Source organism: Microbacterium xylanilyticum (genome assembly GCF_054654695.1).
In genome coordinates this window covers 330,032-344,655 of record NZ_BAAIEN010000002.1, presented here as the reverse complement: position 1 = coordinate 344,655, position 14,624 = coordinate 330,032, and the positions used below count along the sequence as shown (strand labels likewise).

The window sequence follows — 14,624 nt, the reverse complement described above, 5'->3', positions numbered from 1 at the left end:
GCCGGCGTCCGCGGGAGCAGGCACAATAGACACGGAGGTAGGCGACATGGAAGCGACCACGCACGCGCACGGCGAGTCCGAAGGCACGGCCGGGGCGCCGCTCGATGTCGCTCTCACGAGCCCGCTGCACCTCCCGCACGCCGCCGCCGAGTGCCCCAAGTGCTTCACGGAGCTGCAGCAGAACCGCGACTGGTGGTCGGCCCGGCCCGACGGCGCACGCCTGGTCGGTCTCGTCGTCGCCCGTAAGGGCATGCCCTCCGTGGTGCAGCAGCGCGACGACCTCACCCGTTTCGGCGTGCCGATCGAGGGCTTCCGTCATCCCGCGCCCGACATCCTGGAGAGCTGGAGCGACCGCATCGCCCGGCTCATCGACACGCTGCAGGCCGGCGACGTGCTCGTCGTCGCCAACATCCACGCCCTCGGCCGCGACCTCGATGAGGAGACCCGCACCGTCGCCGCCCTGCGACGGCACGGCGTGATGGTGAAGGTGCTCAGCCACGACGCTCGCCACCTCGCCGACGCCGGCCGCTGACGCGGGAGCTGCCTCTCAGGCGGTCGGTGCGGTGCCTGCCGGAACCCAGGCCAGGGTCGACACGCACAGGTCGAAGAGCGCGCGCATCGCCACCAGCGGCGGGTCGTCCAGCGGCACGTCGTCCGGCCGCATCAGCACCAGCGTGAGCCGCAGTGCCCGTCGCCGCTTGGACCCCGGGATCGGCGTGATGTAGACGACGGTGGTCACACCGACCCGTTCCCCCTCGACGGTCTGCACGTCGTCCCGCTCCATGCGGAGGAACCGGCGGTCCTCGAGCAGCGCCGTCGCGCCGTGCTCGCGGATCGCGGCGCGGACGAAGTCGTCGAGGTTCTCGCCGGAGTCGCTGCGCTGGATGCTGGCTGTCAGCGACGCCGGGAGGAAGAGCGCGTGCTCGGCATCATCCGTGGGGATGAACATCGCGATGACCGAGACCTTGCGCATCTGCACGAACGCCTCGCGGACGAGCCTGTCCATCTGCGCGTACAGGTCGGGCCGATGGGCGGTCATCAGACGTCCTCGCAGCGCGCCCAGCATGCTGCGTTCGGTGGACTCGTCGACGCTGCGTCGCTCCCAGCCGGGCGGCAGGATGAGCGTGAAATCGGGGTCGGGGGTTCCGCCGAGCTGTTCCCGCAGGCTCACCCGCGTCGGCGGGGAGTCGGGGAGCTGCGATTCGGTCATCGTGGTCCTTCCGGATCTGCGGTCGGCGAGATCATGCGTCCTCGAGAGCCCAACCTTCGCCTGCCCCGAGCAGGGCAGGGGTCTCGGCGCGGAACGGAGTGCCGTCAGGCAACGTCACCGTCACGCGCTGGAGCATCGAGTGCAGGGCAGGCGTCAGCGCCACCAGCTCGTCGAGCGTCGTGGGCTCGACGTCCACCACCAGTGCGCGGCCGTGTCCGGCGAACACATAGCGCGACCCGTAGTAGTCGCCGCCCGCGGTCGCCTCGACCAGCGGGAGATGGACTCCCTGGCCTGGTGCGCCCTCATACAGGATCCCCGATCCCGGCTCGAAGGCGACGTCGTCCGGATCGACGAGACCGAACGCCACGTGCACATAGACGCTGATCGGCTGCGCGGACGGCCAGACCTGGAACACGAGAGCGTCCTCGGGGCGCACGTGCGCGAAGGCGTCGCGGAAGACGGTCGTCAGGTACTCGTCGAAGGAGGTCGGCCACTGCTCGGTCCCGGCCGCGCGCACGCGGGTGAGACGCTCCTGCACCCACCGCTCCCGTTCCTGGTCGGTGTCCGCCTCGGGGATCAGGACCCATCCCTGCTCGGGAGTCTCGACATCCACCCGCCACTCATGACCGTGCCCGCTCTCCACCGGCGTCACATCAACGCCCCGATGACGGGGAACCGCTTGGAAAGCCCGGAGTCGGGCTGTCCCGTCCACTTGGTGACGTTGTCGGCCAGCTTCCACGGTCCCTGCACCATCTGATACGCCAGCTGGTAGACGGCCGATCCTCGGGCCGCGCCGGTCTTCGTCGCGATGTCCGTGGCGATGTCGGTGAGTTGCTTGGTGTCCTTGTTCAGCATGAGGCGGGTGATCGCGTCGGCTGGGCCGGCAGGATTGTTGGCGAGGTAGTTGCCCTTGAGCGCGTTGAGCGTGCCCCGGACGCCTCCCCCGCCTTCCGCGAACAGCGTCTTGATGCTGCGGCCCTCGGCGCCCCACTTCGCGAAGTTCGACTTGGAGACGATGTCGCCGAGGAAGTCGAGCCGCTTGCCCGCTTGGAAGAGCTTGCCCGCACTGCCGAACGGTATGACGCCGACGATGGCGAGCGCGAGATCCCATCCGTTCGCGTCTCCGCGCGAGAACTGGTATGCCGTGCCGATCAGCGTGAGCAGTCCGACGGCGACGGCGATCGCCGCAAGGATCGGGCCGCCGATGATGATCGCGGCGATGCCGACGATGATGCCGACCACCTTGAGCACCTCGAGCGCTCCGGCGACGAAACCGTCGACGTCATCCCAGAAGCCGTCTTTGATCTTCCCGCTGGTCGCCTGGGTGATGCCGTTGACCGCTGTGTCGAAGGCCGTCTCCCAGGTGTCGTACTCGCTGTCGAACACGCGAGCCTCCTCGAGGAAGGCGTCATGCTTCTGCTTCTTGTCCGCGTCGGCTTCGGTGTTCGCCGTGGCCTCCGGCGTGCCCTCCTTGGGTGCCCCGTATGTCGGCCGCGCTCCGGGCATGTAGCCGTCCGCACCGTCGAACGCGGCCCATCGCGTGACGCACTCGCGGGCGGCCGCGTTGAGCCGCGGCTGCACCTGACCGAGGGTCTCGCCGTACGCCTTGAGCACGGGCCCGGTGGGCTGATAGAGCTCGCCGGCGAGCTTGAGCTGCTTGTAGGTGTCGCCCACCACCTCCTGCAGCTTCTTGATCGCCTCGCCCTTCTGACCCGAGGCCTGATCCGCGAGTGATTGCAGGAAGGTGGCGCTCTCGATCATCTTGTTGCCGAGCTTCTCGATCGCGTCGCCCCGGTCGGAGATCGTCCGCGGTGAACCGATGAGCTCGCCGATCTGGCGCCCCTTCGGAGACTTCTCCATGAACATCACTTGCCTCCGATCGGACGCGGCTGGCTCGCCCCGGTCGCATCGACTTCGAGGTGCTTGGCCGTCTCCTCGTCCCACTTCTTGCAGCCGTCCAGCACGCCCTGGACGTGCTTCTGAACCTTGTCGATGTCGGAGGCGAGATGCTTGCGCTTGTCGTCCCAGCGGGATTCGAAGTCGTCCGCCTTGTCCCGCAGCCTCCCGTCGTAGAACGGCGTGCCGATGGCTTCGCACAACTCGTCCGTCCGGGAACCCGCGTCGTTGAGCTCGGAAACGATGTCCTTCAGCTTGCCGTTCACCGCTTCGAGCTCCGTGTATTTGATCCAGATCGCGTCAGCCATGATCTCCGCACCCAATCCCTGCGCCGTTCGGCGCACCACCCCTCGTCGCGGACTTCTCCTCCGCGACATCTCTCCGGTCGTTCGACATCGTTCAGCGGCCCGCCCGACCGCACCTCGGCTGAGCAGCCGAGCCGGATCCGTCGGTCCGATGACTCCAACCTACGAAAACGCGCATGCACCGTCGATGGGGAGAAGTCCCCATCGACTACTGGTCCGCCTCGACGCCGTCGAGCCGTCGCCAGACCTGCTCCATCCGCCGCAGCTCCCCGAGGGCCGAGCCCGACGCGGAGACGCGGCGTGCCTCCGTGATCAGGCCACGATCGGCGAGATCGCGGATCGCGGCATCCCGCCTGGCACGGAGCGCATCGCGCTCGCGTTTCGGCAGCGCAGCGACAGTGCGCCTGACCCGCTGCCACCCGGTGACGTGTGCCGGGACCCTTGCGCGGGCGCCGACCCGGGCGAGCACCGCGAGAACGGTCGCGCCGCCGCAGACGGCCGCCGCGACGATCGGCGTGCGCCAGCCTGTCGGGTCGTATCCGGCGGCCGCGGCCACGTTCGCCGTACCGAGCGCGGCGAACAGCGCGAGCCCTCCGGACCAGAGCCCGTACAGCAGCACCGGAACCGACCAGAGCGCGCCACGGCGCAGCCACACGGCGGCGATGACGAGCTGCGCGAGGACGACCACGGCGAAGCACGTGCCCGCGAGCGGCACCGAGGTCGACGCCGGTGTGGTCGGCACGTTGCCCAGATAGGGATGCTCCCCGTAGATCGCGACGCCGAGGAGCGGGGCGAGCAGGATGACGGCCATCACGAGGACGGCGCCGATGTTGCGCACCGCCGATCCGCCCCCCGCCTGAGTGACATCGTCGGCATCGATCGCGGCGACGACATCAGGGTGTCCCGCCAGGATCTCCCGCTCGAGCGCCGCCAGGTCGGGACGTCCTCCTGCCGTCGGGGCAGAACCCTCACGTTCCGTCATGACTTCGAACCTATCAACGTCGGCGCGCGCGGACGGGTGGGGGCCGGCGGACAACCCCACCGACCCCCACCCCGCCACACGACTCAGTGACCCGCGAGCTGCTGATCCAGCTCCTGGATCTTGTGCATCATCCCCGTCAACGACTCCGACATGCTCTGGATCCCGTCCACCGCATGCTTCAGACCCGTCGTCAGCTCCGTATACCCCTGACCGAACTTCCCCGACGCATGCTGCGTCTTGAAATCCTCACCCAGCAGGTTGTCCACCTGCCCCTTCAGCTTGTCCAGCTGACCCTGAATATCATCACGAGCCTGCGACAACGACGACGCCACCTGCTCCATCTCCGCATAAGACGCACCGAAATCAGCCATCACGCACTCCTAGAAATCTCTACGGATCCCGTACCCCTCCGGCCGGGACATCTTCAACCTAACGAACGATCGAGGCGCGGGTCGATGGGGAGTTCTCCCCATCGGTCCGGGCCCGTCAGATCCGCGGCAGCACCGAGCGGATCTCGATCTCGCCGTCGTAACCCATCCATGCCAGCCACGCTGCGGGGGTCAGAGCCTTCGCCTGCGCGATCGTCTCCGGCGACGTGCCGGCCTCGGCGAGGCGGTCGAGTCGTCGCTGCCAGTCCTGCTGCTGCGCCGGCGAGGGCTTCATCGCGGCGATGCTCTCCGCCGTGCGCCGCAGATCGCGCACCGGTGCGTCCGCCCCATCCGGCTCAGCGGTCGACGCAGGCGGCGTGAGCGCCCGGCCTCTCCGTCGTGCGAACTCGCCCCGCAGCGCCACGATGACCATCAGGACGAGAATCGCCGCGGTGACCGGGATCCACCACCTCAGCGCCTCGGCGGGCAGGCCGCGGCGGTCGCCCACGCCCACGACGAGCCGGTAGAGCAGGATGCCTCCGGTGATCACGGCGATGAGAGCTGCGCTCAGCCCCCCGACGGCACCGCTGCGGGCGTCGGGAACGGGCAGGAGCGCGGCGACCAGCAGAAGCAGGCCAGCCGCCGCAGCCGCGACCAGGGCGATCCCGACGCTCAGCCGGGGGTCGCTGAACGCGTTCTTGCGATCGGCGGGACCGAACTCGACGGCGAGCACGAGCGCGGCGAGCAGGCCCGCCGTGACCAGTGACGCCCAGATCACGCGCCAGGCGCGTGCGGTCGCCGTGGCGGCGCGATCCGCGGGAGGGACGACCCGCGCCGCAGGAGCGGAGAGGGCGCCCGCGGCGACCTGCTGGCGGCGACGGCGGTGCAGGTCGCTCACCGCGGCGAACAGCGCGGGCGCGTCTTCGGCGCCCTTCAGCGCCTGCACGGCCTCACGGCCGACGGCGCGCACGTCCGCATCGGCGCCGTGCAGGCGGACGACCGGTTTCATGACGCGGTCGCGGCGGGGGCGTCCTCGTCCGCCTCCGCCGCGATCCAGGTCACCGTCGAGGCCATGGCGTCGAACAGCGCCCGCACCGCGGTCGGGTACTCGTCGTCGTCCGGTGTGTGCGTGCCGATGATCGTCGTGCCGGTGAGGATCAGCGCCTTCTGCCGTCGGCTCCCCGGGACCGCGATGACGTAGGTGCTCTGCGAGCGCTGAGTCTCGCCGTCCAGCCCGGGTCGGCGCTCACGCCAGTACAGGATGCGTCCCTCGGCATCCAGCAGTTCGGCCCCCGCCCGCACCTTCGCCATCACCCAGGCGTCGAGGGCGTCATCCGCAGCCTCTGCGTATGTGGCGATCATCGACAGCGCCAGCGGATCCTTGCCCTCCTCGCGCTGGGACGGCAGGAAGACGTACTTCGCCCCGGAGCGCAGCAGCCCGTCCATCGCCTGCTGCAGCTGCCCGCTGAAGACGGCGTCGAGATCCGGGCGACCGGCGCGTGCGAAGACGGCGCTCGCCTGCTGCTCGAACTGCCTGCCGAGCTCCGGGGTGACGGGGAAGCTCTCCCATTCCGGCGGCAGCAGAATCCGGAATCGGGGCACGGTGGGGGCGAGCCCGAGCAGTTCCTCACGCAGGGACACGATGCGAATCCTCCGGGTCGTGGACGACCATGCGTTCGATCAGCTCCTCGAAGACGGGCATGCCGCGGCCCAGGCTCTCCAGGCGGGGGCTCGTGACCACGACCTCCAGAAGCACCCCGTCACGGAGCAGTTCGTACTGCAGAGTGCCGACCACGCCGACGTCGGGCACCTGCGTCAGGGTCGAGATCATCCTTCCGACCGCAGGGTCGTGGTCGCGCAGCGGCAGGATCTGCCGCGGCAGCGCCGCAGGTGCGAGCTCCGGCAGGTCTTCCAGCGAGGCGAACGGCGCCTCGGCGCCGTAGATCGCGACGAGCGCGTGGCCGGGCAGCCCGTCCGGGCAGAACAGCAAGGACGCGAACGCGGAGGGATCCGCCATGCCTGCCAACTGCCGGAGCGACCGCGCGGTCTCCTCACGCGGTCGCTCGGGGTCATCGGACAGGAGCGTGGCGACGCACTGCTCGGCCCAGGCCTCGCGGTCGTCGGCCGGGATCGGGAGGAACCAGCGGTCGTCGAGCTCGCCGTCGATTCGTCGCACCGGCGCGCTCACCATCCTCCGGTGGCACGGTCGTAAGCGAATCCGGCACTCGCCTTGCCCATGCCGTCCAGGAAGTCGGTGACCCTGTTCCCGCCCGACAGCATCTCCTGCATCATCCCGCCGTTGCGCGCATTGCCGAGGAACTGATTCAGGTTGTTGAATCCCTTGTTGGACAGGCCCGATGCCGCGTCGCTGATCGTCTGCGTCCAAGCCCCCTCCTTGCCGCGCAGCAGTCGGGTCAGCACCGAGGGCGACTCCAGCCCGTTGAAGAAGCCCTGCATGACCCGCGTGCCGTTGCGGTTGAGTGCACCGCTCGCGTGGAAGACCTGGCCGAACCTGCCCGCGCCGATGAGGCCGGTGAGCTTCGATCCGTTGCGCCATCCGGCGCCGACGACGTCTCCGCCCATGCTGAGCAGACCCCGGCCGAGCGTCGACATCGCCGGCGCCGCGCGCAGGCCCTTGGCCAGGGCGAACGCCTTGCCGAAGGGGAACACGCCTACCGCCGCCATCACGATGTCGAGCGCGGTGCCACGGCCGCAGGACACCTTCCAGACGGTCACCGCGAGCGCCGCGAGACCGACGATCGCGCCGATCAGGATGAACGGGCCGCCGATGATGCAGGCGAGGACGGCGAGGACGATCCCGGCGTAGGAGAGGATCGTGCCGAGCGCCTCCAGGAACGGCAGGGCGTCGTCCCAGAACGAGTCGTGAACCCCGTTGTCGTTCGCCGACTTGATGTCCTTGCGCGCCTGCTCGTATGCGCCCCACCACGAGTCGTACTGGTGCTCGTACTCCACCGCCTTCGCTTCCCACGCCGCACGGGCGGTGTCGACGTCGCCCTGGGTGGTGCGATCGTCGGCCGGCGGATCGCCCTCCTTGGGCGGCGGCAGCTTCGAGTCGTGATCGTAGGATCCAGCAGCGGTGGTGTACGCCGTCCACGCCGTCTCGATCTCGGGCATCAACGTGTTCAGCCGGGTCTGGACCTTGTCCAGGGTGCGGGCGTAGTTCACGAACGCGGTGCCGCTGGGCTTGTAGCGCTCGCCGGCCTTGCGCAGATCCCCCTCGACGTCCTCGATGTCGTCTTTGAGGGCGTCCAGGCTCTTTCCGCGGCATTCCGCTCCGAGCTTCATCTTCGCGATGATGTCGGACGAGGCGATCATCTGCTCGCCGAGGCTCTCGATCTCGAGTCCTCGCCGCTCGATGGCGTAGGCGTCTCCGGCGATCGTGGTGATCTCGTAGTGCTTGCCCGCCGTGGGGGTCCTGTCCATCTCTACTGCGGCCCCTTCTGCTTCTTCGACACCTGCGGAGGATTGGCGCTCGTGTCGAGCTTCTTCGCCGCCTCGAGGTCGAAGTCCTTCCATGCCTTCACGAAGTCGGCGACACGTTCCTGGGCCTTCTGAAGCTTGTCCTTCAGCGTGTCGCGCTTGTCGTTCCAGTCGCCTTCGAAGCGATCGGCTTCGTGGCGCAGTTCGCCGTGCCCGTGCGGGGATCCGATCGCGGACTCCAGGGCGTCACTGCGTGCGGACGCGTGATCGAACTCGTCGACGATGTTCTTCAGGGACGTGTTCATGGATGCGAGCTGCTCGAGCGGGATGTCGATGTCCTTACCCAACGTGACCCTCCTTCACGACGTCGATGAAATCTAACCGCTCCCCTCGACACGGTCGATGGGGAGCACTCCCCATCGACCCTGTGTCCAGAGGCGGTCGTCCGGCCGCTCACGCGAGACGGTCCCCCCCCCACCAGCGGCAGCTGCAGGATCACCTGGCGACCGGCCTGCACGAAGATGCCGCGGCCTTCGGGGAAGTCAGTGCGCTTGACCTTCGGGAACGGCACCTTGAACACGGCGTCGCCGTCGAAGGCGTCGGGCTTGAGCACGATGCCCTTGCGTCCGCCCTTGAAGTCGCCGATGTAGCCGAATCCGCTCGTCGCCTGGGTCACATCGAGGTCGCCGACCAGGAGGTGATCGCTGCGGTTGATCGCCTGGAACAGGGCCTTCATGTCGCGTTCTGCAGGGGTGTCCGCGAACTGCGGCACATCCTCGACGACGATGAGCAGGCGCACCGGCACCGACTCATCCGCGGCGAGCTCGGCCAACTCCGCCGCGAGCTCCTTCGCCGCCTCCACGGTGGTGGCGCTTCTCGTCCAGTCGGCATAGTCCTTGAGCTGCGACCGGCGGCCGCCGAAGTGGAACAGCGTGACCTCGGGGTCGAACCGGCGCATCGACGTGACGATGCCCTTGAGCGCGGTGGTCTTGCCGGACAGCGGCGGCCCCGCGACCAGGAACGTTCCGATCGGGTCGAACTCGCGCGGTGCCAGCGTGTCCTCTGCGACGCCGAGAACGGGGAACTCGCCGATGCGGTCGGGCAGCGACGACACCGCCAGGCGAGTCGGGAGGGATCCGATCTCGGCCACTTCACGGGCGCCGGCAGCACGAAGCTCGGCGGCCATCGCCTCGAGCAGCTTGGTCTGCTCGGCGACGTTCGGCGTCCCGCCCAGCGTGGCGATCTGCGTCTCCAGTCCGTCCACGATGGCCCGCCCCGGCGCGGAGCGCTCGTCGAGCACGTCCTTGGGCACGTTCAGCATCGCGTAGCCCGAGTCGTCGGAAAGGCGCAGCACGACCTTGCGCGACACGTTGGCGCTGACCGCCGTCGGCACCGAGCCCGAACGATCGGCCGTGGCGACCACGTGCACGCCGAGCGGACGGCCCTCGCCCAGGATCCGCATGAACGTCTGGTAGAACGGCATCCGCGCCGTGGTCGACTCCCACTCGCTGCGGAACTGCGGGAAGCCGTCGAGCAAGAACAGGATGCGCGGCTCGTCGATGCCGGTCAGCTCGCGATACTCGGTGAGACTGGCCGCGTTCGCCGCGCTGAACCGCTTGCCCCGGTCGTCGAGCACGCGCGCGAGCGAGCGCAGGATGCGCTGCACGCGCTCCGCGTCGTCGCCGGCGATCACGGATCCGACCTGCGGCAGGATCTCCAGGCTCTTCAGCGCCCCGGATCCGAAGTCGAGGGCATAGACCTCGACGTTCGTGCGGGCATCGGATCCCGCGACGATCGCGAGCGTGCGCAGAACCGTCGACTTGCCGGCGCCGCTCGTGCCGTACACGAGCAGGGAACCGTCGCGATCGGGAACGAAGTACGTCGGCTCCTGCAGCTGGCGGGCCGGGACATCGGTCTTGCCGAGGAGGATCTGCCCGTCGCCGAGCGTCGGCAGGTCGCGGATGTCGACCGCCTGCTCGAGATCGTCGAGCCATGGCCGGCGCGGGGCGGGGATGCCGGCCTGGTGGGCCGCCGCCACGAGGGTCGCCACGATGCGCTTCTGGTCGTTGGGCCCGAGGTCCCCGTCGTGACTGTCCGACTCCGGCTCCTGGTCGGGCTCCCAGAGCTGGGTGGAGCCGAACCGCAGCTCGGCGACGCGCACATCGGCGGTCTGCACCTCGTCGGTGGACCAGCCGCCGGCGTACGCAGACTGGAACGGCACGAGACGGCCGGGGCCGGTCTTCGCGATGCCGCGCCCCGGGATCGATGGCGGGAACGACGCGGCGACGGGATCGTCCACGACGTCCTTGGAGTCGGACTCGTCGGCCATGCGCAGCGCGACCCGCAGGTTGGTGTTGGCGCGCAGGTTGTCCTTGATCACGCCCGCCGGGCGCTGCGTCGCCATGATCAGGTGGATGCCCAGCGAGCGACCGCGCTGGGCGATGTCGACGACGCCGTCGACGAACTCCGGCACCTCTCCGGCGAGCGCGGCGAACTCGTCGATCACGAGCACGAGCGCGGGCGGAGTGTCGGGGTCGCGACGCTTCTCCAGCTCGAGCAGGTCCTTCGCCTTCTTGCGGTTGAAGAGGTGCTCGCGGTGGTGCAGCTCGGCGCGCAGGCTGGTGAGGGCGCGGCGCACCAGGTGCGGGCTCAGGTCGGTGACCAGACCGACGCAGTGCGGCAGGTCGACGCAGTCCGCGAACGCGGATCCGCCCTTGTAGTCGACGAACAGGAAGGTCACCCGATCGGGGCTGTGCGCGGCGGCCATGCCGAGCACCCACGCCTGCAGGAACTCGCTCTTGCCCGCGCCGGTGGTGCCGCCGACGAGGGCGTGCGGCCCCTGCGTGCGCAGGTCGAGGGTCATCGCGTCGGTCTGCGCCTGGCCGATGATCGCGCGCAGATTGCCCGCCTTCTTCAAGCGCGGCTGCGGGGCCCCGGAGCGGTCGAGGATGGTGTTGTTCTGCCGCCAGCGGTCGATCACGGCCGTCGGATCCGATGCCGTCTCGGATCCCACGAGCGACAGGAACATCACCGAGTTCGGGATGTCGGAGGAATCCTCCACCACCGTCGAGGCGTCGACCACCGGCGCGAGGCGCTTGGCGAACATCGTCATGTAGGCGTGCGAGACGCCCTCGACGCGGACGTCGGAGTAGGCGACGCCGCTGCGAACCGTGCCCACGCGCGCCTGGTCGAGACCGGCCGTCACGTCGATGAAGCTCCGGCACGCGGCGGGCAGGGCCTCCACGACCGGGGCGACGAACAGGGCGTATACGCCGACCTCGGCGCCGCGCTCGAGGATCTGGGTGAGCCGGGCGCGGTCGACGGGGGCGTCGTTGGTGACGATGACGACCACGGCCGCCTTGCCCTCGAACGCGGTCTCCTCCGCGGCGCGCTTGACGTCGGTGCCGTAGCGCATCGGGTTCCAGTCCTCGCCGTAGGGCAGCCGGCGCGCGCCCGCCCCCTTGGAGCGGCGCAGCACGATCTCCTCCAGGCCGTTCAGCAGCGCGGTGCCGGTCGAGGCCGAATCGGCGAGAGCCATCTCCTTGAACGGGTTCCGCTCGCTCGACGTGTGCGGGAGCCAGGTGAGCCAGTCCAGCTCGTGCGCCCAACCGGGCTCGGTGAGGGCGACCGCCACGAGCTCGTTGGGCGAATGCAGGCCGAACAGCTGCACCGCGAGACCGCGCAACGCGTCGCCGGCGGCCGAGGTCGGCCCGGCCACGCCGATGGATCCGGCGCTCTGCAGCGACTCCAGGATCGGCACGTCATCGATCATGCGGTACCGCTCCACGAGCCGATCGACCCGCTCGACGTACTCGGGCAGCGCCTCGTCCGCCTCCGCGCGCCGGATCACGGTGCGCGACAGATCGGCGCAGCTGCCGAGCCGTACGCTGAGGAAGTTCCAGTGCTCGGGACGGCGCGTCCACAGGAGCGGTCCGAGCTTCATCGCCTCGTCGAACACGACGGCGACGGCGGGCACCTCGCTGTTGCGCACCGCGTGCTCCCTCGGGCGCGCGTGATACAGCTTCTCCTCGAGGCGCTCGAACTGGTCCTCGAACAGCTCCGCCTCCTTGCGCAGCCGCTGGCCGATGTGGGTCTTCTGCGAGATGAAGTTGCCGAACATCATCATCGGCGAGGCGGCCGCCATGAGCAGCGACATGGGGCGCTGCGTGACGGCCCACATCGTGATGGCGAGAAGGATCGGGGCCACGAGCATGGGCCACGGGAACAGCCGCTGCACCTCGTCGCGCGGGTACCGCGGCTCCTCGATCTCCTCGCCGGCGAAGCGCTCCTCCACCCGCGGGCTGCGGTTGAACAGCAGCGCACCGCCGCGCTCCAGCACCGGGTCCTGATCGGCGGCGGTGCCGTCGAAGTCGCTGACGACGCGCACCACGATCTCGCTGTCGCCGAGCGTGAAGGGCTGACCGGGGATCACCCGGAGGCGCTGCACGAGACCGCCGTCGACGAGGATCCCGTTCGCCGAGTTCAGGTCGACGAGCTCCACGAAGGTGTTCGCAACCTCGATGCGGGCGTGCCGCTTGGACACCAGCGGATCCGCGAGATGCACGTCGGCGGACACCTCGCGGCCGATCACGAAATGGCCGACCGGCAGGGAGAACTCCTGGCCGGCGGCGGGGCCGGAGAGCACCTGGAGGTGCGCAGCGGGGCGCGCGCCGGCGGTGCCCGTCGCGATGCGGTCGGTGCCCAGGTTCACGACCTCGGCGAGGAAGCCGGAACCGACCGGGGCGTCGCCGATCGCGAGATCGGGATTGAGGGTGACCAGGCGCTGGCTCGTGGGCGGCGCGACCGAGAGCGACAGCGTCTCGCCGGGAGCGACGCGGATCGACCGCAGCGGGTCGGTCGTCGCGATGCGATGGGCGACGTCGGCGACCGTGGCCGTGGAGTCGGCGGTGACGACGATGTCGGTGAGCGGCGCGCCCGGCCGGCGCAGAGTGAGCTTGACCTTCATCGATGATCCTCCGGGCGCGACGGACGCGCGTTCGTGGCTGCGGCGGCCGCGCGGTCGCCGTGAGTCATACCTGCTCCACGCGCAGGCTGCGGTCGCCGAAGCGCAGGGTGTCCCCCGCGCGGAGCTCGGCCGGGTGTCCCGGTGTCAGCGGGTGCTCCGCGCCGTCGCGCACGATCGAGCTGCCGTTCGTCGAGCCGCGGTCGACGGCGACCACGCCGCGCCGGGAGAGCAGGATCGCGATGTGGGTCTTCGAGACCGAGCGCGTCTCATCGGGCACCCGCACCAGCTGCACCTCGCCCTCGCCGCCTCCTTCGCGGGCCGCCGATGACTCCTCTCCCGTGGCGGCCACGGGGGCGCGCCCGATCAGGGTCGTCGTGCGGACGTCGATCCGTTCGCCGTTGTCGATCAGGAGCACCGCCCGGGGGACGGGGACCGCGGGGGGTGCTACCGGGGCGGGTGCGGACGCGGGAACCGCTGGGGCGCTCTCCACGGGAGCGATCACGGGAGGCTGCCAGGGGTCGGGCGCCGGCGCCGCGGACGCGGCGGGAGCTACTGCCGCCCCGGAGGCCTCGCTGCGCGATGCGGAGACCGGGGCAGCGCGATGCGCCCCCACGACGCCTCCCGAGAATCGGCCCGTCGGCACGTAGACCGCGGGAGCGTCCCGGTCGACGGGTGTGGCCAGCGACGGCAGCTCGGGCGCGGCCTCATGCACCTCCGCCGTGTACTGCTTGCGGGCGATCCGCATCCGCTTGGCGTCGTACGGGTTGAGGCCCTGGCGTGCGTCCACCATCCACGTCGCCGCGATCCGGTCGGGCCAGCCGCGACCGCGCCGCTCGACATCGAACAGCGGCGACAGGGCGACCACGAGCAGCGGTCCGATCAGCGGGATCAGGAACGACGCCGCGAGGATCAGATAGCGCACCACGGCGCCGCGCCAGAATCCCGGCTTCTCCAGGGTGCGCACGTTGACCGTGCGGATCCCGAACACCGCCTTACCGAGCGTGACCCCCTTGAGACCGTGCAGGATGAGCTGGACGAGCGTGAACACGACGATGAGCACGTACGAGATGATCACCGGGATCAGGATCCAGATCAGATCCTTGCGCGCCAGCAGTCCCTGCGGATCCGCCGCGCCCATCAGCACCAGGTTGGTGCCGGCGATCGTCCCGGGCAGGGCGAGGAGGAGCGCCACCAGCCCTTCCAGGAGCGTGGAGGCAACCCTCCGGCCGCCGCGAGCAGGACGCAGTCCGATCGCCTGCGCGTAAGCCGGATCAGGTCGCCCGTCCGCGTCCAGACCCTCGACGTCGGTGGTCTGGGCCGGAATCTCCCAGATGTCGTTCGACAGGCTCATATCCCCTCACGCTATCAAGCCCGGGTGCGGCCGCCCCACGGCAGCGGGACCGCACAGCGGACGGGGTGGGGGCCGGCGGACAACCCCACCGACCCCCACCCCGCC

At 69.8% G+C, this 14,624-nt stretch carries 14 protein-coding genes; 1 reads left to right on the top strand and 13 read right to left on the bottom strand.

The window, feature by feature from the left end:
- Positions 1-46: 46 nt before the first annotated feature.
- Positions 47-532 (top strand): recombinase family protein, encoded by a 486-nt coding sequence (locus ACYQ1L_RS02095; protein ID WP_460002615.1) that lies wholly within the window; start codon positions 47-49, stop codon positions 530-532.
- Between the two features lie 15 nt (positions 533-547).
- Here ACYQ1L_RS02095 and ACYQ1L_RS02090 read toward each other — a convergent pair whose 3' ends face one another.
- The 13 genes from ACYQ1L_RS02090 to ACYQ1L_RS02030 all read right to left on the bottom strand — a co-directional run bounded on the left by ACYQ1L_RS02090 (position 548) and on the right by ACYQ1L_RS02030 (position 14,519).
- Positions 548-1,210 carry a hypothetical protein gene (locus ACYQ1L_RS02090; RefSeq protein ID WP_460002614.1) on the bottom strand — a complete coding sequence of 221 codons (663 nt, stop codon included), beginning with the start codon at positions 1,208-1,210 and terminating at the stop codon, positions 548-550.
- A gap of 31 nt (positions 1,211-1,241) precedes the next feature.
- Positions 1,242-1,823 (bottom strand): hypothetical protein, encoded by a 582-nt coding sequence (locus ACYQ1L_RS02085; RefSeq protein WP_460002613.1) that lies wholly within the window; start codon positions 1,821-1,823, stop codon positions 1,242-1,244.
- Between the two features lie 35 nt (positions 1,824-1,858).
- Positions 1,859-3,070 (bottom strand): hypothetical protein, encoded by a 1,212-nt coding sequence (locus ACYQ1L_RS02080; protein ID WP_460002612.1) that lies wholly within the window; start codon positions 3,068-3,070, stop codon positions 1,859-1,861.
- A gap of 5 nt (positions 3,071-3,075) precedes the next feature.
- Positions 3,076-3,414: a hypothetical protein gene (locus ACYQ1L_RS02075; protein WP_460002611.1), complete on the bottom strand. Its 339-nt coding sequence runs from the start codon at positions 3,412-3,414 to the stop codon at positions 3,076-3,078.
- A gap of 205 nt (positions 3,415-3,619) precedes the next feature.
- Positions 3,620-4,393 carry a hypothetical protein gene (locus tag ACYQ1L_RS02070; RefSeq protein WP_460002610.1) on the bottom strand — a complete coding sequence of 258 codons (774 nt, stop codon included), beginning with the start codon at positions 4,391-4,393 and terminating at the stop codon, positions 3,620-3,622.
- Positions 4,394-4,476: 83 nt separating this feature from the next.
- Complete coding sequence (locus ACYQ1L_RS02065) at positions 4,477-4,764, bottom strand: WXG100 family type VII secretion target (RefSeq protein ID WP_460002602.1); 288 nt, start codon at positions 4,762-4,764, stop codon at positions 4,477-4,479.
- Between the two features lie 115 nt (positions 4,765-4,879).
- Positions 4,880-5,770 carry a hypothetical protein gene (locus tag ACYQ1L_RS02060; protein ID WP_460002609.1) on the bottom strand — a complete coding sequence of 297 codons (891 nt, stop codon included), beginning with the start codon at positions 5,768-5,770 and terminating at the stop codon, positions 4,880-4,882.
- A complete protein-coding gene (locus ACYQ1L_RS02055) occupies positions 5,767-6,402 on the bottom strand; it encodes a hypothetical protein (protein ID WP_460002608.1) in 636 nt (211 codons plus the stop codon). Before ACYQ1L_RS02055 ends, ACYQ1L_RS02060 begins: the two co-directional genes overlap by 4 nt.
- Complete coding sequence (locus ACYQ1L_RS02050; protein WP_460002607.1) at positions 6,389-6,937, bottom strand: hypothetical protein; 549 nt, start codon at positions 6,935-6,937, stop codon at positions 6,389-6,391. Before ACYQ1L_RS02050 ends, ACYQ1L_RS02055 begins: the two co-directional genes overlap by 14 nt.
- An 8-nt stretch (positions 6,938-6,945) precedes the next feature.
- Complete coding sequence (locus tag ACYQ1L_RS02045) at positions 6,946-8,205, bottom strand: hypothetical protein (protein WP_460002606.1); 1,260 nt, start codon at positions 8,203-8,205, stop codon at positions 6,946-6,948.
- A 2-nt stretch (positions 8,206-8,207) separates the two neighbouring features.
- Positions 8,208-8,549 (bottom strand): hypothetical protein, encoded by a 342-nt coding sequence (locus tag ACYQ1L_RS02040; protein WP_460002605.1) that lies wholly within the window; start codon positions 8,547-8,549, stop codon positions 8,208-8,210.
- Positions 8,504-13,168: a type VII secretion EssC family protein gene (locus ACYQ1L_RS02035; protein ID WP_460002604.1), complete on the bottom strand. Its 4,665-nt coding sequence runs from the start codon at positions 13,166-13,168 to the stop codon at positions 8,504-8,506. Before ACYQ1L_RS02035 ends, ACYQ1L_RS02040 begins: the two co-directional genes overlap by 46 nt.
- A gap of 64 nt (positions 13,169-13,232) precedes the next feature.
- A complete protein-coding gene (locus ACYQ1L_RS02030) occupies positions 13,233-14,519 on the bottom strand; it encodes an RDD family protein (RefSeq protein WP_460002603.1) in 1,287 nt (428 codons plus the stop codon).
- Positions 14,520-14,624 lie beyond the last annotated feature (105 nt).

What these genes read in the sequence shown, in the direction of transcription:
- ACYQ1L_RS02045 (WP_460002606.1), bottom strand. Translation starts at nt 8,205, where the DNA reads ATGGACAGGACCCCCACGGCGGGCAAGCACTACGAGATCACCACGATC.
- ACYQ1L_RS02065 (WP_460002602.1), bottom strand. Translation starts at nt 4,764, where the DNA reads ATGGCTGATTTCGGTGCGTCTTATGCGGAGATGGAGCAGGTGGCGTCG.
- ACYQ1L_RS02095 (WP_460002615.1), top strand. Translation starts at nt 47, where the DNA reads ATGGAAGCGACCACGCACGCGCACGGCGAGTCCGAAGGCACGGCCGGG.
- ACYQ1L_RS02075 (WP_460002611.1), bottom strand. Translation starts at nt 3,414, where the DNA reads ATGGCTGACGCGATCTGGATCAAATACACGGAGCTCGAAGCGGTGAAC.
- ACYQ1L_RS02070 (WP_460002610.1), bottom strand. Translation starts at nt 4,393, where the DNA reads ATGACGGAACGTGAGGGTTCTGCCCCGACGGCAGGAGGACGTCCCGAC.
- ACYQ1L_RS02030 (WP_460002603.1), bottom strand. Translation starts at nt 14,519, where the DNA reads ATGAGCCTGTCGAACGACATCTGGGAGATTCCGGCCCAGACCACCGAC.
- ACYQ1L_RS02035 (WP_460002604.1), bottom strand. Translation starts at nt 13,168, where the DNA reads ATGAAGGTCAAGCTCACTCTGCGCCGGCCGGGCGCGCCGCTCACCGAC.
- ACYQ1L_RS02090 (WP_460002614.1), bottom strand. Translation starts at nt 1,210, where the DNA reads ATGACCGAATCGCAGCTCCCCGACTCCCCGCCGACGCGGGTGAGCCTG.
- ACYQ1L_RS02080 (WP_460002612.1), bottom strand. Translation starts at nt 3,070, where the DNA reads ATGGAGAAGTCTCCGAAGGGGCGCCAGATCGGCGAGCTCATCGGTTCA.
- ACYQ1L_RS02060 (WP_460002609.1), bottom strand. Translation starts at nt 5,770, where the DNA reads ATGAAACCGGTCGTCCGCCTGCACGGCGCCGATGCGGACGTGCGCGCC.